This is a genomic window from Streptomyces sp. NPDC085460 (genome assembly GCF_044541975.1).
Taxonomy (GTDB): Bacteria; Actinomycetota; Actinomycetes; order Streptomycetales; family Streptomycetaceae; genus Streptomyces.
In genome coordinates this window covers 386,636-410,156 of sequence record NZ_JBITTO010000006.1, presented here as the reverse complement: position 1 = coordinate 410,156, position 23,521 = coordinate 386,636, and the positions used below count along the sequence as shown (strand labels likewise).

Here is a 23,521-nt window from a genome sequence, read left to right as displayed (position 1 = left end):
AGGGGCAGCGGGGGTTAGCCCATCTCCTCCAGCGCCTTGCCCTTGGTCTCCTTGACGTACCTGAGCACGAAGGGGATCGAGAGCACGGCGAAGACCGTGTAGATGATGTAGGTGCCGGAGAGGTTCCAGTCGGAGAGGGACGGGAAGCTGGCGGTGATGGCCCAGTTGGCGATCCACTGGGCGGAGGCGGCGACGCCGAGGGCGGCGGCGCGGATCCGGTTGGGGAACATCTCGCCGAGGAAGACCCAGACGACGACGCCCCAGGAGAGGGCGAAGAAGAGCACGAAGACGTGGGCGGCGACGAGCGCCACGACGCCCTGGGTCTCGGGGAGCTTGCCGTCGACGAGGTCGGCGGAGAAGGCCCATGCCTCGAAGGCGAGGGCGATCGCCATGCCGACGGATCCGACGAGGGCGAGCGGCCGGCGGCCGACGCGGTCGACGAGGACCATGGCGATCACGGTGCCGATGATGTTGATGATCGACGTGGTGAACGAGTAGAAGAACGAGCTCGACGGGTCGATGCCGACGGACTGCCAGAGCGTCGAGGAGTAGTAGAAGGCGACGTTGATGCCGACGAGCTGCTGGAAGACCGAGAGTCCGATGCCGACCCAGACGATGGGCAGGAGGCGGAAGCGGCTGCCCTGGACGAGCAGGTCCTTGAAGGTGGACTTGTGCTCGCTGCGCATGGCCCGGTCGATCTCGGCGACGCGGCGGTCGAGGTCGACGCCCTTGCCCTCGACCTCGGCGAGGACTTCCTTGGCCCGGTCGGTCTTGCCGACGGAGATGAGGAAGCGGGGGGACTCGGGGATGGCGAAGGAGAGCAGCCCGTAGAGCAGGGCGGGGACGACCATCACGCCGAGCATCCACTGCCATGCCTCCAGGCCGCCGATCTCGCCGCGCTGGTCGCCGTCGGCGAGCTGGAGGATGCCGTAGTTGACGAGCTGGGAGATGGCGATGCCGATGACGATGGCGGCCTGCTGGAAGGAGCCGAGGCGGCCGCGGTAGGCGGCGGGGGCGACCTCGGCGATGTAGGCCGGGCCGATGACGGAGGCCATGCCGATGGCGAAGCCGCCGATGATCCGCCAGAAGGCGAGGTCCCAGAGGGCGAAGGGCAGCGCGGAGCCGACGGCGCTGACGGTGAAGAGGACGGCGGCGATCTGCATGCAGCGGATGCGGCCGATGCGGTCGGCGATCCGGCCGGCGGTGGCGGCGCCGATGGCGCAGCCGATCAGGGCGATGGCGATGACCTGGGCGAGGGTCGCGGAGCCGATGTCGTAGCGGTCGCGGATGGCTTCGACGGCTCCGTTGATGACGGAGCTGTCGTAGCCGAAGAGGAAGCCGCCCATCGCGGCGGAGGCGGTGATGAAGATGACGTGCCCGAGGTGGTCCGGATGGGCCGCTCGGCCTTCGGACGGCGGCGGCGTGGGCGCCTGCGCGGTGTCGGTCACATGGACTCCTCGGTGGGGGGACAGCCCTTCCAGTGGCTTCCAGTGGCGCACAGGTCCGCGCCGCCCACCACGTGAAGGTAAAAGCAACGTTGCAGAGACTATGCGTTCAAGTTTTGAAGTCAAGAGGCAGGGTCATCCCTCGCTTACCCAGCAATGAGCGCTCTAATGTTCATTGCTTGAAGGAGTGAAGCCGAGAATCGAGGGCAGGCGGGATCAGCGGAGTCTCTGGCTGATGACCTTCGAGACGCCGTCGCCCTGCATCGACACCCCGTACAGCGCGTCCGCGACCTCCATCGTCCGCTTCTGGTGGGTGATCACGATGAGCTGCGAGGACTCCTGGAGCTCCCGCATGATCCGGATCAGCCGCTGGAGGTTGGTGTCGTCCAGCGCCGCCTCGACCTCGTCCATGACGTAGAAGGGGCTCGGCCTGGCCTTGAAGATCGAGACCAGCAGGGCCACGGCGGTCAGCGAGCGCTCACCGCCGGAGAGCAGCGAGAGGCGCTTGACCTTCTTGCCCGGCGGGCGGGCCTCGACCTCGACGCCGGTGGTGAGCATGTTGTCCGGGTCGGTGAGCACCAGCCGGCCCTCGCCGCCCGGGAAGAGACGGGAGAAGACGCCCTCGAACTCGCGGGCGGTGTCCCGGTACGCCTCCGTGAAGACCTGCTCGACCCGCTGGTCGACCTCCTTCACGACCTGAAGCAGGTCGGCGCGGGTCTTCTTCAGGTCCTCCAGCTGCTCGGAGAGGAAGCGGTGCCGGTCCTCCAGGGCCGCGAACTCCTCCAGGGCCAGCGGGTTGACCTTGCCGAGCTGCTGGAAGGCGCGCTCGGCTGCCTTCAGCCGCTTCTCCTGCTCCGAACGGATGAACGGCCGGGGCTGGTTGCGCGGGTCGGAAGGGTCGTCGGGGAGGGTCTCCCCCTCGGCGGGCGGCGACGGCGGCACCGGCTGGTCGGGGCCGTACTCGGCGGTGAGCGCGCCGGTCTCGACCCCGAACTCCTCCAGGGCCCTCGCCTCCAGCTGCTCGATCCGCAGCCGCTTCTCCGCGCCCAGGACCTCGCCGCGGTGGACGGAGTCGGTGAGCTTGTCCAGCTCGGCCTTGAGTTCCCGGCCGCGGGCGCGGGCGGTGCCGAGGCCCTGTTCGCGGTCGGCGCGGGCGGCGGCCGCCGCGGCTCGCTCGCGCTCGGCCCGCTCCAGCGAGACCTCGGCGTGGGCGAGGAGGGTACGGGCTCCGGCGGCGACCGCACCCGCGACCCCGGCCTCGTGGCGGAGTCTGGCCCTGCGCTGCTCCGCACGCGCGCGTGCGTCCCGTTCGGCGCGGGCGGCCCGGTCGAGGGAGTCGGCCCGGCCGGCCAGGCCCTTGACCCGCTCCTCGTGGGTGCGGACCTGGAGGCGGGCCTCCATCTCGGTCTGGCGGGCGTTGGAGCCGTCGATGGCGAGCCGGTCGCGGACGGCGGTGTCGGGCTCCTCCTCGGCCGGAGCCTCCTCGGCGACGAGCAGCCGCTCGGCGAGTTCCTCGGCCTCGGCACGCGCGCGTTCCAGGGCTTCCTGGGCGCGGGCGACGGCGGCGGCGGTCCGCTCGGCCTCGCCGGCCGCTCCCCTGGCCTGGCCGGCGAGCCGTCCGAGGGCCTGGGCGACGGACGCCTTCTCCTTCTCGGCGGTACGCCGCAGCGCGTCGAGCTCCTCGACCCGCGCCGCGCCGGCCCGGCGGCGCTCGGCGGCCTCCTCCTTGGCGCGGGCCGACTCCTCGCAGCGGACGGCCAGTTCGGCGAGCTCGGCGGCGGCCTCGTCGACCTGGGCCTGGACCTCCAGGAGGCTGGGGGCGCCGGCGGAGCCGCCCTGGGCCCAGTGGGCGCCGAGCAGGTCGCCCTCGGCGGTGACGGCGGTGAGGGCGGGGTGGGCGCGGACGAGGTCGCGGGCCTCGTCGAGGCCGTCGACGACGACGATGCCGTCGAGGAGCCGGCGGACGGAGCCGAGGAGGCCGGGCGGACCGGAGACGAGCGCGGCGGCGGGCCGCGTGCCGGCGGGCAGCGGGCGGGGGGCCGCCCCGGGCTCGGGGTCGGACGCGAGGAGGAGGGTGGCGCGGCCCGCGTCCTGTTTGCGGAGCAGGCGGAGGGCCTCGGCGGCGGCGCCGGGTCCGTCGGCCGCGAGGGCGTCGGCGGCGGCGCCGAGCGCGGCGGCGACGGGGACCTCGTACCCGGGGGTGACGGTGAGGAGTCCGGCGGCGGGGCCGAGGATCCCGGTGAGGCCGGCGGCGAGCAGGGCGCCGGTGCCGTCCTTGCGGCGCAGGCCGAGCGCGAGGGTGTCGTGCCGGGCGCGGGTGGCGGCCCGGCGGCTCTCGGCGGTCGCGGCCGCCTCGCGGGCGGCGCTCAGCGCGGTCTCCGCGTCGGCGAGGGCGCGGCGGGCCTCCTCGTGCCGTTCGGCGTGCGCGGTGTCCTCGGCGTCGAGGTCGTCGACCTCGGCCCTGAGCCGCTCGTACTCCTCCTGGGCGGCGACGGCGCGGTCGGCGGCCTCGTCGCGGGCGGCGGCCAGCCGGTCGATCTCGGCCTGGGCGGAGGCGGCGCGGGAGCGGGCGGCGTTGACCTGGCCGTGCAGCCGGGCCAGGCCCTCGCGACGGTCGGCGAGGGCACGGGCGGCGTCCTTGAGGCGGCGCTCCTCGGCGGCGAGGGCCCGTTCCAGTTCGGCCCGGTGCTCGACGGTGTCCTCCAGGGCCCGCTCGGCGGCCTCCAGGGCGGCCTCCAGCTCGGCCTCCTGCTCGCGGACCCGGGCGGCCTCGCGCTCCAGGTCCTCGGGGTCGCGGCCCCGGCGCTCCTCGGCGGGGGCGTCGGTGGCGCTCTTCACGCGCGCGTCGGCGAGGGAGATCGTGCCGCGGACGCGTTCGGCGAGCTGGGAGAGGGCGTACCAGCTCTGCTGCGCGCGCTCCAGGCGGGGGGCGAGGGCGCGGACCTCGGCCTCCAGCGCGGACTCGTGGGCGAGGGCGATGCGCAGTGCCTCCTCGGTGGTCTCCTTGCGGGCCAGCAGGGCGGCCTCGTCGGCGAGTTCCGCGTTCAGGGCGTTCTGGAGGCGGACGAGGTCGTCGGCGAGGAGGCGGAGGCGGGCGTCGCGGAGGTCGGCCTGGATGACGACGGCGCGGCGGGCGACGGCGGCCTGCCGGCCGAGCGGCTTGAGCTGGCGGCGCAGTTCGTCGGTGAGGTCCTGCACGCGCGCGAGGTTGGCCTGCATCGCGTCGAGCTTCCGCAGCGCCTTCTCCTTGCGCTTGCGGTGCTTGAGGACGCCGGCGGCCTCCTCGATGAAGGCGCGCCGGCCCATCGGGTCGGCGTGCAGCACGGAGTCGAGCTGTCCCTGGCCGACGATGACGTGCATCTCGCGGCCGATGCCGGAGTCGGAGAGGAGGTCCTGGATGTCGAGCAGCCGGCAGGTGTCGCCGTTGATCTGGTACTCGCTGCTGCCGCCCCGGAACATGATCCGGGTGATCGTCACCTCGGCGTAGTCGATCGGCAGGGCGCCGTCGGAGTTGTCGATGGTGAGCGAGACCTCGGCGCGGCCGAGCGGCGGGCGCCCGGTGGTGCCGGCGAAGATGACGTCCTCCATCTTGCCGCCGCGCAGCGACTTGGCTCCCTGCTCGCCCATGACCCAGGAGAGCGCGTCCACGACATTGGACTTGCCGGAGCCGTTGGGGCCGACGACGCAGGTGATTCCGGGTTCGAACCTCAGCGTGGTGGCGGAGGCGAACGACTTGAATCCGCGGAGCGTCAGGGCCTTGAGGTGCACCCCCGGGACTCTACCCGGGGTGTCGCGTTTCGCCCGTGATCGCGCAGGGCAGACCCTCGGGTGACGAGGGTGTGACGCGGGGGAGTCGAGGGGGCCAAGAAAAGAAGGGACGCCGGAGCGCCCCTTGCCTATTCAGCTGTTCCCACCTGAGCCCGTCGGAGCTTGTCGGGGTTGGGTGTCAGGTGAGCGCAGGCTCCGCCTGGGGTACGTCGAGGTCGATGCGGTCGAGCAGCGACTCGCCCTGCTGAGCGGCGGCAGCGTTGAGCGCGTCGTTCTCGGTCTGGATCCGAACGAGCTCGGATTCCAGGTCCTGGACGCGCTGCTGAAGCCGTCGCATCTCGGCGAGGAGTCGCGGGTCGGAGCCGCCGACGTAACCGAGAAGCGCCTTTGCCATGATGAGTGGTCCTCCACACTGAGTGACCGACCGATTGCGGTGTGGGTCGTGAGGGATGGATTCGCACCCGCGGTGCTCGGCAGTACCTGAGTCGTGCCGGTGTGCTACTGCCACACAGCTAAGGTGCGCGGGGCTTCCAGAGTCTCACCAAAAAGTTTGACGGTCAACACGATCACGCCCCGATCGGTGGCGCGGACGGGGAGTTCGCGGCCGCGTCGCAGGCGGCGGCGCCTCTCGACCCGTTGCGCCGGGGCGTGGCGATCATCCTTACCCGGGAAGCCTTGCACGAGTGTCGAATCTTGGCAACCACCAGGCGGTTTCCCTGTTCACGCCCGTTCATACGCGCGAAACACCGGCCCCCGCCCGGCCCTCGGCGAGGGCGGGCCGAGGGGGCCGACGCGGGTACGGGCGGGCGGGGATCAGCGGATGGCGAAGCCGTCGTAACCGCCGCGGGGGGTGTCCCATATCTCGGTGACTCCGTCCACGCGGCCGGGCGTGTCCTCGGACCGCAGCCAGTCGAGGAGACGGTGGCAATTGTCACTCGGGCCCTCCGCGACCACCTGGACCCGGCCGTCGTCGAGGTTCAGGGCGAAGCCCTTGAGGCCGCCGATCTCCAGCGCGTTTGCCCTGGTGAACCAGCGGAAGCCCACTCCCTGTACTCGCCCACGCACCCAGGCGGTCATCCGTACATCGTCGCTCATGGCTGCACGCTAGCGGGCGGATTGCCCGAACGGCACGTCGCGGCGGCTTCCCATGGCGTACAGTCCGACGGAATGCGCCTCACCCGCACGGGTGCACACCTTTCGGCCGTCCGTACGCAGCGTCACGCTCCGCACCGACCCGTACCGAAAGCAAAGGCCGCAAAGATCCAGCGCATCGATCCAGTACGTCGATCCAGCACAGAGCCAGCTCAGGGAGGCAGGGCAGATGGGACGCCACCGTCGCTCCGGCGCCGCGCCCGCCGAGGCAGACTACGCGACCGGCACCGACCGCGGTCACGGGGGTACGCGCCGCAAGCGCCGCCACCCCGTCCGCAACGGACTGATCGGCGCCTCGGCGGCGGTCGCCGTCGGCGCCGCCGCGGTCGCATCCGGCCTCCTGCCCGGCGGGGAGACCGTCACCGCCGGCAGTGTGGGCAGCGCCCGCCCGGCCGCCGCGGAGACCCGGCAGACCCCCGAGCTGACCACGCAGGGCGGGGGGAGCCGTACCCCGGCGTCCCCGTCCACCGGCGCGGGCAAGGCCACGGGCACGGGCACGGGCACGGGCAAGAGCAAGGAAGCGGGCAAGGGCACGCCGGAGAGGAAGAAGTCCCCGACCCCCTCCTCCCCCAAGGCCAAGCCCACCCCGACGAAGACCGCGAAGGCCGCCAAGACCGCGACCCCCTCGCCCGAGCCCAAGCCGTCGAAGACGCGGGCCGCCGCCCCGGCGCCCGCGACCACCCCGGCGAAACCGAAGGCGAAGCCGAAGCCCGAGCCCGAGCCGTCGAAGGTCCCGGCCACCACGAAGGCCGCCGCTCCGAAGCCCTCCCCCACCACGGAGGCCCCGGCCGAGGAGACGACGGCGGCGGCCGGTTCCACCGCCGACCGCGCGGACGCGGCCGAGGCCGAGGTGCTGCGCCTGGTGAACGTCGAGCGCGCCAAGGTCGGCTGCGTCCCCGTCCAGCCCTCGGACTCCCTCGCCCGTCTCGCCGGGAACCTCAGCGCCGACATGGCGAACCGCGGCTTCTTCGACCACACCGACCCGGACGGCGCCACCCCCTGGGACCGGGCCCAGGCCGCCGGCATCACGAACCTCGGCGCCGAGAACATCGCCCGCGGTCAGGTCGACGCGACCGCCGCCATGGTCTCCTGGATGAACAGCGACGGGCACCGCGCCAACATCCTGAACTGCGACCTCACCACCCTCGGCGTCGGCGTCCACTTCGCCGACGGCGGCCCCTGGTGGACGCAGGACTTCGGCCGCTGACGGCACTGACTTTTCGAAAGCGCGGTCTGGTGGTGAGTGGCCGGCCCGCGTACGGTGAAGAGCATGACCGACGATCTCGCCTTCGATGTGTTCGCGCGGGGGTGTGCCTCGCGGGTGACCCTGGAGCACGTCACGGGGCGCTGGGGCAGCCTCACCCTCGGGGCCCTGCACGAGGGGTCCTTCCGCTTCAACGAGCTGCGGCGCCGGGTCGACGGCGTCAGCGAGAAGATGCTGGCGCAGACCCTGCACGCGCTGGAGCGCGACGGCCTCGTGCACCGGGAGGCGCAGCCGGTCAATCCGCCCCGGGTCGACTACCGGCTCACCCCGCTCGGGCGGGACATCGCCGAGCGGCTCGTCGGGCTGATCGCGCTGGTGGAGGGCCGGATGCCGGAGGTCGTCGCGGCCCGGGAGGCGTACGACTCCGAGCGCGCCGCCGTCACGGGCTGACGCGCGGCGGGCGCTGGCAGCGCGGGCAGAAGTAGCTGGAACGGTTCATCCAGGCACGGCGGCGCATCGGCGTGCCGCAGCGGCGGCAGGGCTCGTCCTCCCGCCCGTACGCGTCGAGCGAGCGGTCGAAGTAGCCGGACTCGCCGTTCACGTTCACGTAGAGGCTGTCGAAGCTGGTGCCGCCGGCGGCGAGCGCCGCGTTCATCACGTCGCGGACGTGGCCGAGGAGCTCCTTCGAGCGGGGGCGCGTGAGGGTGGCGGTCGGCCGGTCGTAGTGCAGCTTCGCCCGCCACAGCGCCTCGTCGGCGTAGATGTTGCCGACGCCGCTGATCAGCGACTGGTCGAGGAGCGCCCGCTTGATCGTCGTCCGGCGCAGCCTGAGCGCGGCGTGGAAGGCGGCGTCGTCGAAGGCGGGGTCGAGCGGGTCGCGGGCGATGTGCCCGATGACGTCCGGCAGCCCCTCGGCGCTGTCGGGGGCGTGCTCGTGCAGCGAGAGCCCGCCGAAGGTGCGCTGGTCGACGAAGCGGAGCTCGGTGCCGGCGGCGCCCGTGAGGGAGTCGCCGTCGGACGGCGCGAAGCGGATCCGGATGCGCAGGTGCTTCTCGTCCGGGGCCGACTCCGGCTGCACGAGGAGCTGTCCGCTCATCCCGAGGTGGCCGAGGACCGAGGTGCCGGTGCCGGCGAGCGGCAGCCACAGGTACTTGCCCCGGCGCAGGGCCGGCTCGAAGCGCTGCCCGGTCAGCCGTGCCGCGAAGTCGGCGCCGCCCGCGAGGTGACGCCGGACCGCCCTGGGGTGGAGCACCTCGACGCCGGCCACGGTCCGGCCGGCGACCCAGCGCTCCAGTCCCCGCCGGACGACCTCGACCTCGGGCAGCTCGGGCACGGGACTCCTCCGGAGGGGGTACGGGGTGGGGGTGGTGCTGGTCCTCGCAGCCTACCTCCAGGCCCGGACGCGCCCGGGCGCCCCCGGAAACGGCTCCGCCCGCCCCTGGCGGGGGCGGGCGGGGAGACTCCGCTGAGGGAGACGAAGGACGCGTGCGATGGCGCGGGGAACGGTCAGGCGGTGGCCGGTGCGGCCCCGTCCTTCCGGTCCTGCTCACCGGGGAGCCCGGCGGCGCCGGAATCACCGGTCTCGCCGGCGTCGGCCGCGGCCTTGGCCGCCGCCGCGCGCTCGTCCGCGGCCGCGCGGATCGCGCGCCACGCGGACTCGGCGGCCTGCTGCTCCGCCTCCTTCTTGCTGCGGCCGGTGCCGGTGCCGTACGAGACACCACCGACGCGGGCGGCAGCAGTGAAGGTCTTCTCGTGGTCGGGGCCCTCCTCGGAGACGAGGTACTCCGGCACGCCGAGACCCTCGGCCGCGGTGAGTTCCTGGAGGCTGGTCTTCCAGTCCAGGCCGGCACCGAGGTTGGAGGACTTCTCGATCAGCGGGTCGAAGAGCCGGTGCACCAGCTCGGACGCCGCTTCGAGGCCCTGGTCGAGATAGACCGCGCCGATCACCGCTTCCAGGGTGTCGGCGAGGATGGATGCCTTGTCCCGGCCGCCCGTGCCCTCTTCGCCCCGGCCGAGCCGGATGAAGGAGCCCAGGTCGAGACCACGCCCGACGTCCGCCAGCGCACGCGAGTTGACCACCGCGGCCCGGAGCTTGGCCAGCTGGCCCTCGGGCAGATCGGGGTGGGTGCGGTAGAGGGTGTCGGTGACCACCAGGCCGAGCACGGAGTCCCCCAGGAACTCCAGCCGCTCGTTGGTGGGCAGACCGCCGTTCTCGTACGCGTACGAGCGGTGGGTCAGCGCACGCACCAGAAGGGCGGACTCGAGGTGATACCCGAGCCGCCCTTCCAGAAGCGTGTGGGACGAGGCGCTGTTGATGTTGTCAGACATCGTGCCCCTCACCAGCCCGCTCAGACCGCGAGGACCTGGCGCTTGTTGTAGGTGCCGCAGCTCGGGCACGCGATGTGCTGCAGCTTCGGCTCCTGGCAACGCTCACACGAAACCAGGGTGGGGACCGCAGCCTTCCACTGCGACCGGCGGTGGCGCGTGTTGCTGCGCGACATCTTCCGCTTCGGAACAGCCACGGCTACTTCTCCTGCTTCTCGTCGACACCGGTAGCGGCGTCGCTCATGTTGTCCTTCTCGTCGGCTCCCAGCGAACCGGCGAGTTCCTGCAGTGCCGCCCAACGGATGTCGGTGGCGTCGTGGTGGTGGTCCGGATGGTCGTTCAGGTTGATTCCGCAATCGGAACACAGACCCGCACAGTCATCCCGGCACACCGGCTGCATGGGCAGCGCGAGTACCACCGCGTCACGCAGCACGGGTTCGAGGTCGAACATGCCGTCCTCGAGGGGGGTCATGCTCTCGTCTTCATCGTCCTCGTCGTCCGTGGCCGCCTTGGCGCGGCCCCGGTCGTCGGATTCGGGGTACGAGAACATCTCCTGGAAGTCCGCGTCGAGATCGAACTCGACGGGCTCCAGACACCTTACGCACTCCCCCTCGGCCGATGCACGGGCGGTGCCTGTGACAAGCACCCCTTCCATGACCGACTCGAGTCGGAGCTCGATCTCGACCGGAGCGCCCTCGGGCACTCCGATGACCCCCGCGACGCCGAGGTCGGCGGGCGCGTCGACCGTGCGGGAGATCCGCTGGAGGGCACCGGGACGCCGCCCCAGCTCGTGTGTGTCGAACACGAGGGGGTTGCGGTGGTCGAGGCGCGTGCTCAGGGTTCTTCCCGCTTTCGGATCGTTCGCGTCGCAAGTCTCAGGGGGCTGCCGCTTGCGGGCAGCATGGATCGCGGACCTACACGCGACCGAAGGACCAGGATACTGGACGCTTCGCCCAGGGCCCAATCCGGCCCTTCCGCCGGCGGGCGGACCCGCCTAGTGCCCCTGCTCGTACCGGCGCAGCTGCTCCAGGTCGATCATGCTGGTGTCGAAGAAGCTGGTCTCGTCGAGGGCGGCCGGCTGCTGCTGGACCTGGGGCTGCTGCTGGTACCCGTACGGGTCCTGCTGCTGGTAGCCGTAGGGGTCCACCTGCTGGGGCTGCTGGTACGCGTAGGGGTCCTGCTGCGGGTAGCCGTACGGGTCCGTCTGCTGGGGCTGCTGCTGGTAGCCGTACGGGTCCGGCTGCTGGGCCGGGATCTGCGCGGCGACGGGGGCGGGCGCGGGCGGCGCGGGGGCGGCCGGCTGCGGGTCGGCCAGCTCGGCGAGACCGGCGAGGTAGTCGGCGTCGCTGGTGTGCACGGAGGAGCCGAGGCCCTCGTGGGCGGCCATGTGCTCGCCGAGGGCGTCGGTGGCGATCCGCCCGTGTAGCTTCTGGCGGCCCCGGCCGACGGCCTCCAGGGTCTTGGAGAGGACCGCCTCGAAGGCGCCCAGCTTGGCGTCGACGTACTCGTCGGCGCGGGAGATCAGGGTCTGCGGGTCGGCGCTGTACTCGGGGGCGTCCTCGTCGGCGTAACCGTGCTCGTCCAGACCGGGGCCGCGGCCGAGGAGCTTCTCGCGGCCGCGGTCGACGGAGCCGATGGTCTTGTTGAGGACGACCTCGAAGTTGGCGAGCTTGGAGTCGACGTACTCGTCGGCCTCGGCGCGGATCTCCTCGGCCTCGCGGCGGGCCTCGGAGAGGATCCGGTCGGCCTCCTCCTGGGACTGCCGGGCGATCTGGGTGTCGGAGACGATCGTGCCGCGCTCGGCGTGGGCGGCCTCGATGATCCGCTCGGCCTCCTGGCGGGCCTGCTCGACCATCTGCTCCCGCCCGCCGATCAGCTCCTGGGCCTGGGCGAGCGAGTTCGGCAGGGCGTCCCGCACCTCGTCGAGGAGGGCGAGGAGATCGGCGCGGTTGACCACGCAGGAGGCCGACATGGGCATCGAGCGGGCGCCTTGTACGGTCGCGACGATCTCGTCGAGCTTCTTCTGCACGTCCACCGGGTGCTCGCCACTCTCTACAGCTGGATGGAGACGGACGGGACGACTGTAAGGGCAGTCGTGGCCCGTCCGACACCAGGTGACGGAGCGTCAGCGGCGGTGGCCGCGCGTCACTTCTGCCGGAGCCGCTCGGTCAGCCGGCCGAGAACCGCGGGGGGCACCAGGTGGGAGACGTCGCCGCCCCAGGCCGCGACCTCCTTGACCAGGGAGGACGACAGGAAGCTGTACGTCGGGTTGGTGGGCACGAACAGCGTCTCGACGCCCGACAGGCCGTTGTTCATCTGGGCCATCTGGAGCTCGTAGTCGAAGTCGCTGACCGCCCGCAGCCCCTTGACGATGGCGGGGATGTCGCGCTGCTTGCAGAAGTCGACGAGCAGGCCGTGGAAGGACTCCACCTCGACGTTGCCGAAGTCGGCGGTGACCTCGCGGATCAGCTCTATCCGCTCCTCGACCTCGAACAGGCCCTTCTTGGACTGGTTGATCATCACCGCGACGTGTACGACGTCGTACAGCTTGGAGGCGCGGGCGATGATGTCGAGATGTCCGTTGGTGATGGGGTCGAACGACCCCGGGCAGACGGCGCGGCGCAACCTGGTTCCCTCGCTCTCCGGTCCGGTCATCGTGCGTCTTCGCACGTAGAGGCGGCGCGACCGTACCAAAACGTTCCCTCGCCGTAGCGACGGGACCGCAGTGGTGCGAAGCCGTCCGGCCAGCCGAAGGCGCCGCCTCGGGTGCTGCGCTCCACGGTGACGACGGCATCCTCGCTCAGCCAGCCCCCCGAGCGCAGTGTGAGGAGGATCTCGCGCAGCTCCTCGTCGGCGACGGCGTAGGGCGGGTCGAGGAAGACCAGGTCGTACGGTTCGGCCGGGGCCGGTCCTGTGACGATCTGCTCGGCCCTCCCGGTCCTGGCCTCGGCGCCGGGCAGACCGAGCGCGCGCACGTTCTCGCGGACGGTGCGGGCGGCGCGGGCGTCGGCCTCGACGAGCAGGGCGTGGGCGGCGCCCCGGGAGAGCGCCTCCAGGCCGACGGCGCCGGAGCCGGCGTACAGGTCGGCGACCCGGGTGCCCTCGATGCCGTGGAGCGCCTCCCAGGTGGAGAAGAGGCCCTCACGCGCCCGGTCGGAGGTGGGGCGGGTGCCGTTGCCCGGGGGCACGGCCAGGCGCCGTCCGCCGGCGGTGCCGGCGATCACGCGGGTCATCGGTGTCCTCGTCCTGCGTCGTCCAGTGCGTACGTCCCAGGATATGGCCGTACGGGCCGGGGGCGCGGTCAGCCCTTCTCCAGGTACTCCTCCCGCTCCTCGCTCAGCAGGGCGTCCAGGGCGGTGCGCAGGCCCGGGTGGGCGTCGAGCTCCGGGTCGGCGAGGACCAGGGCGGTGGCCTCCTCGCGGGCGGCGGAGATGACCTCCTCGTCGTCGATGACGGCGAGGACCCGGAGGGAGGAGCGGACGCCGGACTGGGCCTGGCCGAGGACGTCGCCCTCGCGGCGCTGTTCGAGGTCGATGCGGGAGAGCTCGAAGCCGTCGAGGGTGGCGGCGACGGCGCCGAGCCGCTGCCGGGCGGGGCTCGCCTCGGGCATCTCGGTGACGAGGAGGCAGAGGCCGGGTGCGGAGCCCCGGCCGACCCGGCCGCGGAGCTGGTGGAGCTGGGAGACGCCGAAGCGGTCGGCGTCCATGATGACCATGGCGGTGGCGTTGGGGACGTTGACGCCGACCTCGATGACGGTGGTGGCGACGAGGACGTCGAGCTCGCCGGCGGCGAAGCGGCGCATGACGTCGTCCTTGTCGTCGGGGTGCATGCGCCCGTGCAGGACGGCGATCCGCAGCCCGGCCAGGGGGCCGGCGCCGAGCTTCTCCGCCACGTCGAGGACGGCGAGCGGGGGCCGCTTCTCCGCCTCGTCCTCGGCGGAGGGCTTGCGCTTGGCGGCCTTCTTCTGGTCCTCCTCGTCGCCGATGCGGGGGCAGACCACGTACGCCTGATGGCCGCCTTCCACCTCCTCGCGGACCCGCTCCCAGGCGCGGGCGAGGAAGTGCGGCTTGTCGGCGGCGGGGACGACGTGGCTGGCGATCGGGGAGCGTCCGGCGGGGAGCTGGTCGAGGACGGAGGTCTCCAGGTCGCCGAAGACGGTCATGGCGACGGTCCTGGGGATCGGGGTGGCGGTCATGACCAGCAGGTGCGGGGGCTGTTTGCCCTTGCCACGGAGCGCGTCGCGCTGCTCGACGCCGAACCGGTGCTGCTCGTCGACGACGACCAGGCCCAGGTCGTGGAACTTGACCTTGTCCTCGATCAGCGCGTGCGTCCCGATGACGATCCCCGCCTCGCCGGTCACCAGGTCGAGCAGGGCCTGCCGGCGCGCGGCGGCTCCCATGGAGCCGGTGAGCAGCACCACCTTGGTGGCGCGCTCGGCCCCGCCGAGCATTCCCCCCTCGGCGAGCTCGCCCATCATCTCGGTGACCGACCGGTGGTGCTGCTGGGCGAGGACCTCGGTGGGGGCGAGCATCGCGGCCTGTCCCCCGGCGTCGACGACGGCGAGCATGGCGCGCAGGGCGACCATCGTCTTGCCGCTGCCGACCTCGCCCTGGAGGAGGCGGTGCATGGGGTGGTCGGTGGCGAGGTCGTCGAAGATCTCCCGGGAGACCTTGAGCTGGCCGTCGGTGAGGGTGAAGGGGAGCCTGGCGTCGAAGGCGGTGAGGAGTCCGTCGGCGGCGGGGCGGCGGGGGACGGCGGGGAGCTGGGTGTCGGCGTGGCGGCGACGGGCGAGGGCCACCTGGAGGACGAACGCCTCGTCCCACTTGAGCCGTTCGCGGGCGGCGGCGACGTCGGCCTTGGTGCGGGGGCGGTGGACCAGGCGGAGGGCGTCGGGGAGTTCGGCGAGGCCGCGGCCCTCGCGGAGGGCTCCGGGGAGCGGGTCGACGGCGTCGGCGGCGCTCGGCAGGACGGCGTCGACGGCCTTGGCGATCTTCCAGGACTCCAGTTTGGTGGTGGCCGGGTAGATCGGGATGAGGGCGCCGGCCCAGGCGTCGACGGCCACGTCGCCGTCGCCGTCGCCGCGGAGGAGTTCGTAGGCGGGGTGGGCGAGCTGGAGGCGCCGGTTGAAGAGCGAGACCTTGCCGGAGAACATCGCGCGGGTGCCGGGGGCCAGGTCGTGGTGCGGCTTGTGGACGCCCTTGCCGAAGAAGACCAGCTGGAGCCGGCCGTATCCGTCGGTGATGGTCACCTCCAGGCGCTGGCCGCGGCCCTTGGCGCCGTTGAAGGTGTGCACGCGGGCGTCGGCGACCTGGGCGACGACCGTGACGTGCTCGTCGAGCGGCAGGTCGGAGAGGGTGGTCAGCTCGCCCCGCTCCGCGTACCGCCGGGGGTAGTGGTGGAGCAGGTCGCCGACCGTGTGCAGGTCGAGGGCCTCGGCCATGACCTTGGCGGTCGCGGGGCCGAGGGACTTCTTGAGGGGTTCGTCGAGCGCGGGCACGTGTTCCATTGCACACCACGGGACGGACAGTCGGGGCGATGCCTGTGGACAACCTGCCGGTACGGGCCCGCTACTCCACCCCGATGAGGAGCGGCGGGGCGCCCTCGCCGGCGTGGTACGTGACGGTGTCGACGGCCAGGTAGCCGCGGCGGACGTGGGCTTCGAGGGTGTCGGCGAGGCCGGGCGGGGTGCCGTCGGCGACGACCAGGGTGACGAGTTCGCCGCCGGCCTGGAGCATGCGGTCGAGGACCGTGCGGGCGGTGTCGGTGAGGTCCTGGCCGATGACGGCGACGTCGCCCTCGATCAGGCCGAGGACGTCGCCGGCCTGGCAGACGCCGGCGGAGGTGAAGGACTGGCGTTCGGCGACGGCGAGTTCGGCGTAGCGGGTGGCGCCGGCGGCGGCGGTCATGGCGACGACGTCCTCGTCGAAGCTGCGCCCGGGTTCGTGGACGGCCAGGGCGGCGATGCCCTGGACGGCGGCGCGGGTGGGGATGAGGGCGACGCGGATGCCCTCGGCGCGGGCGCGTTCGGCGGCGGTCGCCGCGGCGGCCCGCAGGTCGGTGTCGTTGGGCAGGAGGACCACCTCGCGCGCGTGGGCGCTGCGGACGGCGGCGAGGAGTTCGTCGCCGGCGGGTGGTTCGCCGGGCCGGGCCTGGACGGTGGTGGCGCCGGCCTCGGCGCAGAGTCCGGCGAGTCCTTCGCCGGGGAGGACGGCGACGACGGCGCGGGCGGCGCGTTCCCCGCGCGCGTGGGCCGGGTCCTCGGCCGGGGGGCCGGGGGCGGGCGCGGCGGTGGTGCTCGCGAAGTGGGTGATGCGGATGCGGTGGGGGCGGCCGGCCTCGATCCCGGCCTCGACGGCGGCGCCGGGGTCGTCGGTGTGGACGTGGACGTTCCAGAGGCCGTCGCCGCCGACGACGACGAGGGAGTCGCCCAGGGCGTCGAGCCGGGCCCTGAGGAGTTCGACGGCGTCGTCGCCGGCCTCCAGGAGGTAGAGCACCTCGTGGCCGGGGCCCTGGGCGCCGGGCCCGCAGGTCTCCCCCGTACCGGCCGGGACGCCCCGTACGCCCGGGGAGGCGGGCGGCGGTTCCGGCGCCCGGCCGGTCACCGTCTCCACCAGCGCGCCGAGCACGGCCACCAGGCCCTGCCCGCCGGCGTCCACGACCCCCGCGCGGCCGAGCACGGCCAGCTGGCCGGGGGTGGCCTCCAGGGCCGTCCTGGCCCCGTCGTAGGCCCTTCTGGCGACGTCCGGGAGGGCGCCGCCGTCCGCGCAGCTCGCCGCGGCGGCGGCGGCGACGGTGAGGATGGTGCCCTCCTCGGGGTGGGCGACGGCCGCGCGGGCGGAGGCGGAGGCGACGGCGAGGGCGCGGGCGAGGTGGTCGCCGTCGGCGCCGTCGGCGAGCACCCCGGCCATGCCGCGGAGCAGCTGGGAGAGGATGGTTCCGGAGTTGCCGCGGGCGCCGAGGAGCGCTCCGTGGGCCATGGCGCGGACGGCGTCGGTGGTGTCGGGGGCGGAGTCCCCGGAGGCCCCGGGGGCGGTGAAGACGGCCTCGACGGCCCGGTGGGCGGCGTCGGCGGTCAGGCAGAGGTTGGTGCCGGTGTCCCCGTCGGCGACCGGGAAGACGTTGATGGCGTCGAGGGCGGCCCGCTCCCGTCCGAGCGCCTCGGCCGTCCGCGCGCTCCAGGCCCGTACCGTCCCGGCGTCGAGGACGAGACGCTCGTCACTCCGGACGGTGTGGTCGAAGGGCTGCGGGGCTCGCGACAACGGGGGTCCTCCTTCGGCGGTGAAGCTCACCGCAGGGTAGACCGGGGCTTCCCGGACCGGGGGGCCGGGACGGGGTCGGCCCCGACCGTGGTAGTTTCGTTCCACGGGAGCAGTCGTTGTATGCTGCTTCGGTTGCCCGGCACTCGCCGGGACATTCCCGGCAAGCCACTTCAGACTCCTGATTCCGGTGCGCCGGATCTCACTGTAAATCTGAAGTCTTTGGAGTGACCCGTGGCTGCCAACTGCGACGTCTGCGGCAAGGGGCCGGGCTTCGGCAACAACATTTCGCACTCGCACCGCCGTACGTCTCGTCGCTGGAACCCGAACATCCAGCGTGTGCGTGCCGTGGTCGGTCGGACGCCGAAGCGGCTCAACGTCTGCACCTCGTGCATCAAGGCCGGCAAGGTCTCGCGCTAATCGCGACGTTCTGTCGTAGCGCAGCCCCTGCGGTTGCCTTGAAAGGCCGGTTCACCTAGGTGAACCGGCCTTTTGCCATGCCCGGACGGCCTTGTGCCATGCCCGGACGGCCGCGCCTCCGGGCAGGTCTCCTGCCCTGACGGGGAAGCGGGGCCCCGGCGGGGCCCCGCTCCCTTCAGTTCTGGACTCGGTCCCTGGACGCCCACCCGTGGTCGACGGGCCCGATGCCCTGTCCCAGGGCGAAGCCCGCCGCGAGGGCCCCGGTCACGTACGCCTTGGCCTCCCGGACGGCCCGGGGCACGGGCAGCCCCTTGGCGAGACCCGAGGCGACGGCCGAGGCGAGCGTGCAGCCGGTGCCGTGGGTGTGCCGGTTGTCGTACCGGGGGGCGTACAGCAGGTGCTCCTCGGTGCCGTCGGTGAGGAGGTCCACGACCTCGGCGGCGTCGCCGGGCAGGTGGCCGCCCTTGATGAGCGCCCACCGGGGTCCGAAGCCGAGGATCGCTTCGGCGGCGCGGCGCATCCCGTCCTCGTCCTCGACGACGATCCCCGTGAGCTGGGTCACCTCGTCGAGGTTGGGGGTGGCGACGGTCGCGGTCGGGAGCAGTCGCTTCCGTACGGACTCCAGGGCGGACGCCGCGAGCAGCGGATCGCCGTGCTTGGAGACGCCGACCGGGTCGACGACCACGGGCACGCCGGGGGTCCCCGCGAGGAGCTCGGCGACGGTCTCGACGAGCGGGGCGGTGGCGAGCATGCCGGTCTTGACGGCGTGGACGCCGATGTCGTCGACGACGGCACGGTACTGGGCGCGGACGGCCTCCTCGGGAAGCTCCCAGACGCCCTGGACGCCCCGCGAGTTCTGGGCGGTGACGGCGGTGAGGACGCTCATGCCGTGGACGCCGAGGGCGAGCATGGTCTTGAGGTCGGCCTGGATGCCGGCGCCGCCGCCGGAGTCGGATCCGGCGACGGTGAGGACGAGCGGCGGGGCGGGGCTCACTCGGTCTCCCCGAAGTGGTCCCAGCCGCCGGTGCTGTGCCAGGGGGCGCCGTCGACGGTCACCTGGGGCAGGGCGGAGGGGGCGATGACCTCTCCGATGACCTTCCAGCGGGCGGGCAGCTTCACGTCGGGCGGGAAGGTGGCCACGATGGCGTGGTCCTCTCCCCCGGTGAGCACCCACTGGCGCGGGTCGACGCCGACGGCCTGGCCGATGTCGTGCATCTGGCTGGGGATGTCGATGAGCCCGGAGCGCAGGTCGATGCGGACGTTGCTGGCCTCGGCGATGTGGCCGAGGTCGGCGATGAGGCCGTCGCTGACGTCGCACATGGCGGTGGCGCCGAGCCCGGCGGCGGCCGGACCGGCGTGGTACGGCGGCTCGGGGCGGCGGTGGGCCTCGACGAAGGCGCGCGGGGAGCGGAAGCCGCGGGAGAGGACCGCGTAGCCGGCGGCGGACCAGCCGAGCCAGCCGGTGTAGGCGACGACGTCGCCGGGCTTCGCGCCGCCCCGGGTGACCGGGTCGTGGTTGCGGAGGTCGCCGAGGGCGGTGATGGAGACCATGATCGTGTCGCCGCGGACGACGTCGCCGCCGACCACCGCCGCGCCCGCGACCTGACATTCGTCGCGCAGCCCGTCCATCAATTCGGTGGGCCAGGTGACGGGGAGTTCGGCGGGGACGACGAGGCCGAGGAGGAGCGCGGTGGGGACCGCGCCCATGGCGGCGATGTCGGCGAGGTTCTGCGCGGCGGCCTTGCGTCCGACGTCGTACGCCGTCGACCAGTCGCGGCGGAAGTGCCGTCCTTCGAGCAGGATGTCCGTGCTGGCCACCACGCGCCGGTCCGGGGCGGAGACCACGGCGGCGTCGTCGCCTGGCCCGATCCGTACCGCCGGGGTGGAGGTGAGCCGGGACGTGAGCTCTCTGATGAGCCCGAACTCGCCCAGTTCTCCGACTGTGCCCTTCACCGCGTCTCACCTCGTGTCGTCATGCCGGCCGGCGGTCGGCGGAGCGTCCGCTCACGCCGCGGGTCGCGGGCCGTCACCGTGCTGGGTACCGTCAAGTTGACCGTCAACTTCCGTCCTGTGTACGCCACACTCCGGGCGCCCCGGAAGGCGCGGGTCTCCCCGCGGCTTCCGGGGACGCGGTACCGTGGCGTCTCTTTCTCCCACAAGATCCTCGTGGCCGCCCTGGAGGTTCCGTGGTACAGGCGTACATCCTGATTCAGACCGAGGTGGGTAAGGCGTCGCTCGTCGCCGACACCATCTCCAAGATCCCGGGGGTGATCCAGGCAGAGGACGTGACCGGTCCGTACGACGTGATCGTGCGGGCGCAGGCCGACACGGTCGACGAACTCGGCCGCATGGTGGTCGCGAAGGTCCAGCAAGTGGACGGCATCACGCGCACCCTGACCTGCCCGGTCGTCCATCTGTAGCCCCCGTCTACCCTTGGCCGGTGATGTCTTCCCACCGGCCCTTCGGCCTGCCCGCCGCGACCGCCGTCCTGCTGCTGGCCGTCACCGGCTGCTCCGCCGGCGCCCGGGCGTCCGTGCCGGTGCCGACGCCGCCCCCGGCGGAGGCGGCGCTCTGCCGTGCGCTGGCGCGGGAGCTCCCGGACACCGTGGCGGGGCGGGAGCGGAGCGATCCGTCCCCCGACTCCGAGCTGACCGCGGGGTGGGGTGACGGAGCGATCGTACTGCGCTGCGGGGTCCCCCGGCCCGAAAAGATGAGCGATCCGCAGGCGCAGGGCGTCTCCGCCGAGGGCGTGCGCTGGATGCTGGAGCAGCCCGGGAGGGGCGGACCCCGGTTCACCTCGGTGTACCGGGAGACGTACGTCGAGGTGACGCTGGACGAGGGGTACGCGCACGACATCGGGCCGCTGGTGGATCTGGCCGCCCCGGTGGAGCGCGCGGTGCCCTGCGCCCTGGAGCCCGAGTGCCGCTAGGGCTCCAGGGATCCGGGCGTCAGCGCAGGCCCGTGGAGCGGGTCAGCGCGGCCTGGATCAGCCGGTCGACCAGCTCGGGGTAGCTCACGCCGCTCTCCTGCCACATGCGCGGGTACATGGAGATCGGGGTGAAGCCGGGCATGGTGTTGATCTCGTTGATGACGAAGTCGCCGTCCTCGGTGAGGAAGAAGTCGGCGCGGACCAGGCCCTCGCAGGAGACCGCGTCGTAGGCGGCGACGGCCAGGCGCTGGACCTCGGCGGTGGCCTCGGCGCCGATCGGGGCGGGGACCAGGCCGGAGGCGGAGTCGATGTACTTCGCCTCGAAGTCGTAGAAGTCGTGGTCGGTGACGGGCGGGATCTCGGCGGGCACGCTGGCGCGCGGGCCTTCCTCGAACTCCAGGACGCCGCACTCGATCTCGCGGCCGCGGACCAGCGCCTCGACGATGATCTTCGGGTCGTGGCGGCGGGCCTCCTCGACGGCCTCGTCCAGGCCGGAGAGGTCGTCGACCTTGGTGATGCCGACGGAGGAGCCGCCGCGGGCCGGCTTCACGAAGAGCGGCCAGCCGTGGTCGGCGGCGAACTCGACGATCTTCTTGCGGGCCTCGGCCGGGTTGCGGTCCCACTCGCGCGGCCGGATCACCTCGTACGGGCCGACGGGCAGCCCGTAGGAGACGAAGACCCGCTTCATGTACTCCTTGTCCTGGCCGACGGCGGAGGCGAGGACGCCCGCGCCGACGTAGGGGATGCCGGAGAGCTCGAGGAGGCCCTGGAGGGTGCCGTCCTCGCCGTACGGGCCGTGCAGCATGGGGAAGACGACGTCGACCTCGCCGAGGGCCTGCGGCAGGGAGCCGGGCTCGTGCAGGACGACCTCGCGGCTGGCCGGGTCGACCGGGAGGACCACTCCGCCGGTCTCCGACTCGGTGAGCTGCTCGACGTCCGGCAGGGCGCGCTCGGCGATCGCCATCCGCTCAGGGGCGTCGGCGATCAGCGCCCAGCGCCCCTCCCGGGTGATGCCGATGGGAAGCACGTCGTACTTGGTCCGGTCGATCGCCTTGAGGACGGCGCCGGCGGTGACGACGGAGATGGCGTGCTCGGAGCTGCGTCCGCCGAAGACGACGGCCACGCGCGGCTTGCGGGGGCTCTGGGTGTTCTCGCTCATATCGCGATGAGCGTACCTTGCGGTGTCCGAACTCCTGAGCGCCCCGCTGGCGGCCTCCCGCGTCCGGCGCAGCGGCCCGGCGGGCTCAGCGGCGCTCGGGCTTGGCGCTGCGCGACATCAGCTCCTTGAGCGCGACCGTGGGCGGCTTGCCGTCGTGGACGATGGAGACGACGGTCTCGGTGATCGGCATGTCGACGCCGTGCCGGCGGGCCAGATCGAGCACCGACTCGCAGGACTTGACGCCCTCGGCGGTCTGCTTGGTGGCCGCGACGGCCTCCTGGAGGGTCATCCCGCGGCCCAGGTTGGTGCCGAAGGTGTTGTTCCGGGACAGCGGCGAGGAACAGGTGGCGACGAGGTCGCCGAGGCCCGCGAGGCCGGAGAAGGTGAGCGGGTCGGCGCCCATGGCGAGGCCGAGGCGGGTGGTCTCGGCGAGGCCGCGGGTGATGAGCGTGGCCTTGGAGTTGTCGCCGAGGCCCATGCCGTTGGCGATGCCGACGGCGAGGCCGATGACGTTCTTCACCGCGCCGCCGAGTTCGCAGCCGACGACGTCGGTGTTGGTGTACGGGCGGAAGTACGGGGTCATGCAGGCGGCCTGGAGCCGCTGGGCGACCGACTCGTCGACGCAGGCGGCGACGGCGGCGGCGGGCTGCCGGGCCGCGATCTCACGGGCCAGGTTGGGGCCGGTGAGGACGGCCACGCGCTCGGCGGGGACGCCGGCCACCTCGGTGATGACCTCGCTCATCCGCTTGGCCGTGCCGAGTTCGATGCCCTTCATGAGGGAGACGAGCACCGTGCCGGGGCCCAGCTTCGGCGCCCAGGCGGCGAGGTTCTCGCGCAGTGTCTGCGAGGGGACGACGAGGACGGCGAAGTCGGCTCCCTCGGTGGCCTCGGCGGCGTCGGCGGTGGCCGTGATGCCCTTGGGGAGTTCGACGCCGGGCAGGTAGTCCGGGTTGGTACGGGTGGTGTTGATGGTCTCGGCGAGCGCGGGGCGGCGGCCCCAGAGGCTCACCTCGCAGCCCGCGTCGGCCATCACCATGGCGAAGGCGGTGCCCCAGGACCCGTTGCCGAAGACGGCGGCCTTGGTCACTTGGTGCCTCCCTCGGCGGCCTTGCGGCGCTGCTCCAGACGGGCGCGGCGGGGGTCGTACGGCTCGGCGGGGGCCTGTTCGCCGCGGACCTCCTCCAGGAGCGCGGTGATGGCGGCCATGATCGTCTCGGTGGCCTCGCGCAGCACCTCGGGGGTGGGCTCCAGGCCGTCGAAGCGGGAGAGGTCGACGGGCGGGCCGGCCTGCACGATCAGCGTCTTGCGCGGGAAGAGGCTGAACTTGTCCTGCTTGGCGTACGGCGGCATCGCCAGGTTGGCGCCCCACTGGGCCACCGGGATGACGGGCGCCTTGGTGAGCAGCGCGACGCGGGCGGCGCCGGTCTTGCCGGGCATGGGCCACATGTCGGGGTCGCGGGTGAGGGTGCCCTCGGGGTAGAAGGCGACGCACTCGCCGCGTTCGATGGCGTCCACGGCGGCGCGGAAGGCGTCCAGGGCGTTCGCGGTCTCGCGGTAGACGGGGATCTGGCCGGTGTTGCGGAGCATGGTGCCGACGAATCCGGCCTTGAAGAGGCCGGCCTTGGCGAGGAAGCGGGGCACCCGGCCGGTGTTGTACTGGTAGTGCGCGTAGGAGAGCGGGTCCAGGTACGAGTTGTGGTTCACCGCCGTGATGAAGCCGCCCTCGGCCGGGATGTGCTCCGTGCCGCGCCAGTCCCGCTTGAACAGAACCACCAGGGGGGGTTTGGCGATGACCGCCGCGAGGCGGTACCAGAAGCCGATTCTGCGGCGGGGCACTCGGGGCACCTTTCTCCGGGACGTACG

23 protein-coding genes are annotated in these 23,521 nt (G+C 72.8%); 5 read left to right on the top strand and 18 right to left on the bottom strand.

Going from position 1 to position 23,521, the window contains the following annotated elements; translation table 11 throughout:
• Positions 1-14 precede the first annotated feature (14 nt).
• The 4 genes from ACIGHB_RS18225 to ACIGHB_RS18210 form a co-directional block, all read right to left on the bottom strand.
• Positions 15-1,448 (bottom strand): sugar porter family MFS transporter, encoded by a 1,434-nt coding sequence (locus ACIGHB_RS18225; RefSeq protein ID WP_360314498.1) that lies wholly within the window; start codon positions 1,446-1,448, stop codon positions 15-17.
• Between the two features lie 213 nt (positions 1,449-1,661).
• Positions 1,662-5,213, bottom strand: a complete 3,552-nt coding sequence (gene smc, locus ACIGHB_RS18220) for a chromosome segregation protein SMC (RefSeq protein ID WP_399914181.1) — start codon at positions 5,211-5,213, stop codon at positions 1,662-1,664.
• Positions 5,214-5,391: 178 nt separating this feature from the next.
• Positions 5,392-5,607: a hypothetical protein gene (locus tag ACIGHB_RS18215; RefSeq protein ID WP_169086434.1), complete on the bottom strand. Its 216-nt coding sequence runs from the start codon at positions 5,605-5,607 to the stop codon at positions 5,392-5,394.
• A 419-nt stretch (positions 5,608-6,026) separates the two neighbouring features.
• On the bottom strand, positions 6,027-6,308 hold the full coding sequence (locus ACIGHB_RS18210; RefSeq protein WP_399914178.1) for an acylphosphatase: 282 nt from the start codon (positions 6,306-6,308) through the stop codon (positions 6,027-6,029).
• Between the two features lie 226 nt (positions 6,309-6,534).
• Here ACIGHB_RS18210 and ACIGHB_RS18205 point away from each other — a divergent pair, with 226 nt between their 5' ends.
• Positions 6,535-7,572, top strand: a complete 1,038-nt coding sequence (locus ACIGHB_RS18205) for a CAP domain-containing protein (protein ID WP_399914175.1) — start codon at positions 6,535-6,537, stop codon at positions 7,570-7,572.
• Between the two features lie 63 nt (positions 7,573-7,635).
• Complete coding sequence (locus ACIGHB_RS18200) at positions 7,636-8,019, top strand: helix-turn-helix domain-containing protein (RefSeq protein ID WP_360314506.1); 384 nt, start codon at positions 7,636-7,638, stop codon at positions 8,017-8,019.
• Here the strand turns inward: ACIGHB_RS18200 and mutM are convergent.
• The 9 genes from mutM to ACIGHB_RS18155 all read right to left on the bottom strand — a co-directional run bounded on the left by mutM (position 8,009) and on the right by ACIGHB_RS18155 (position 17,153).
• Positions 8,009-8,902 carry a bifunctional DNA-formamidopyrimidine glycosylase/DNA-(apurinic or apyrimidinic site) lyase gene (mutM, locus tag ACIGHB_RS18195; protein ID WP_399914172.1) on the bottom strand — a complete coding sequence of 298 codons (894 nt, stop codon included), beginning with the start codon at positions 8,900-8,902 and terminating at the stop codon, positions 8,009-8,011. The genes ACIGHB_RS18200 and mutM overlap by 11 nt on opposite strands.
• 173 nt (positions 8,903-9,075) lie before the next feature.
• Positions 9,076-9,897 (bottom strand): ribonuclease III, encoded by an 822-nt coding sequence (gene rnc / locus ACIGHB_RS18190; protein WP_399914169.1) that lies wholly within the window; start codon positions 9,895-9,897, stop codon positions 9,076-9,078.
• Between the two features lie 20 nt (positions 9,898-9,917).
• Positions 9,918-10,091 carry a 50S ribosomal protein L32 gene (gene rpmF / locus ACIGHB_RS18185; protein WP_043229344.1) on the bottom strand — a complete coding sequence of 58 codons (174 nt, stop codon included), beginning with the start codon at positions 10,089-10,091 and terminating at the stop codon, positions 9,918-9,920.
• 2 nt (positions 10,092-10,093) lie between these two features.
• Positions 10,094-10,732 (bottom strand): DUF177 domain-containing protein, encoded by a 639-nt coding sequence (locus tag ACIGHB_RS18180; RefSeq protein WP_360314546.1) that lies wholly within the window; start codon positions 10,730-10,732, stop codon positions 10,094-10,096.
• Positions 10,733-10,888: 156 nt separating this feature from the next.
• Positions 10,889-11,929 carry an ATP synthase F0 subunit B gene (locus tag ACIGHB_RS18175; protein ID WP_399914165.1) on the bottom strand — a complete coding sequence of 347 codons (1,041 nt, stop codon included), beginning with the start codon at positions 11,927-11,929 and terminating at the stop codon, positions 10,889-10,891.
• A 110-nt stretch (positions 11,930-12,039) separates the two neighbouring features.
• Complete coding sequence (coaD, locus tag ACIGHB_RS18170; RefSeq protein WP_360314548.1) at positions 12,040-12,519, bottom strand: pantetheine-phosphate adenylyltransferase; 480 nt, start codon at positions 12,517-12,519, stop codon at positions 12,040-12,042.
• Positions 12,520-12,545: 26 nt separating this feature from the next.
• A complete protein-coding gene (gene rsmD / locus ACIGHB_RS18165; RefSeq protein WP_360314514.1) occupies positions 12,546-13,127 on the bottom strand; it encodes a 16S rRNA (guanine(966)-N(2))-methyltransferase RsmD in 582 nt (193 codons plus the stop codon).
• A gap of 68 nt (positions 13,128-13,195) precedes the next feature.
• Entirely contained in the window at positions 13,196-15,400 is a 2,205-nt protein-coding gene (gene recG, locus ACIGHB_RS18160; RefSeq protein ID WP_399914162.1) for an ATP-dependent DNA helicase RecG, read from the bottom strand.
• A gap of 61 nt (positions 15,401-15,461) precedes the next feature.
• The gene (locus ACIGHB_RS18155) at positions 15,462-17,153 is read right to left on the bottom strand and encodes a DAK2 domain-containing protein (protein ID WP_399914158.1); all 1,692 of its coding nucleotides are present in this window, start codon (positions 17,151-17,153) and stop codon (positions 15,462-15,464) included.
• Positions 17,154-17,384: 231 nt separating this feature from the next.
• Here ACIGHB_RS18155 and rpmB point away from each other — a divergent pair, with 231 nt between their 5' ends.
• Positions 17,385-17,570 carry a 50S ribosomal protein L28 gene (rpmB, locus tag ACIGHB_RS18150; RefSeq protein ID WP_003957616.1) on the top strand — a complete coding sequence of 62 codons (186 nt, stop codon included), beginning with the start codon at positions 17,385-17,387 and terminating at the stop codon, positions 17,568-17,570.
• A 175-nt stretch (positions 17,571-17,745) separates the two neighbouring features.
• On the opposite strand, the gene thiD is transcribed toward rpmB, so the two are convergent.
• Together thiD and ACIGHB_RS18140 are read right to left on the bottom strand one after the other, a co-directional pair.
• Positions 17,746-18,564, bottom strand: coding sequence for a bifunctional hydroxymethylpyrimidine kinase/phosphomethylpyrimidine kinase (thiD, locus tag ACIGHB_RS18145; RefSeq protein ID WP_360314520.1), 819 nt, complete (start codon positions 18,562-18,564; stop codon positions 17,746-17,748).
• Entirely contained in the window at positions 18,561-19,523 is a 963-nt protein-coding gene (locus ACIGHB_RS18140) for a thiamine-phosphate kinase (RefSeq protein WP_360314522.1), read from the bottom strand. The genes thiD and ACIGHB_RS18140 overlap by 4 nt, the downstream gene beginning before the upstream one ends.
• 233 nt (positions 19,524-19,756) lie before the next feature.
• Here ACIGHB_RS18140 and ACIGHB_RS18135 point away from each other — a divergent pair, with 233 nt between their 5' ends.
• The gene (locus ACIGHB_RS18135; protein WP_169086459.1) at positions 19,757-19,990 is read left to right on the top strand and encodes an Lrp/AsnC ligand binding domain-containing protein; all 234 of its coding nucleotides are present in this window, start codon (positions 19,757-19,759) and stop codon (positions 19,988-19,990) included.
• 23 nt (positions 19,991-20,013) lie between these two features.
• Positions 20,014-20,499, top strand: coding sequence for a DUF3515 domain-containing protein (locus ACIGHB_RS18130; protein WP_399914347.1), 486 nt, complete (start codon positions 20,014-20,016; stop codon positions 20,497-20,499).
• 19 nt (positions 20,500-20,518) lie between these two features.
• On the opposite strand, the gene ACIGHB_RS18125 is transcribed toward ACIGHB_RS18130, so the two are convergent.
• The 3 genes from ACIGHB_RS18125 to ACIGHB_RS18115 form a co-directional block, all read right to left on the bottom strand.
• A complete protein-coding gene (locus ACIGHB_RS18125; RefSeq protein ID WP_399914153.1) occupies positions 20,519-21,658 on the bottom strand; it encodes a D-alanine--D-alanine ligase family protein in 1,140 nt (379 codons plus the stop codon).
• A gap of 85 nt (positions 21,659-21,743) precedes the next feature.
• Complete coding sequence (locus tag ACIGHB_RS18120) at positions 21,744-22,745, bottom strand: NAD(P)H-dependent glycerol-3-phosphate dehydrogenase (RefSeq protein WP_360314526.1); 1,002 nt, start codon at positions 22,743-22,745, stop codon at positions 21,744-21,746.
• Positions 22,742-23,494 (bottom strand): lysophospholipid acyltransferase family protein, encoded by a 753-nt coding sequence (locus ACIGHB_RS18115; protein WP_360314528.1) that lies wholly within the window; start codon positions 23,492-23,494, stop codon positions 22,742-22,744. Before ACIGHB_RS18115 ends, ACIGHB_RS18120 begins: the two co-directional genes overlap by 4 nt.
• Positions 23,495-23,521: the final 27 nt, after the last annotated feature.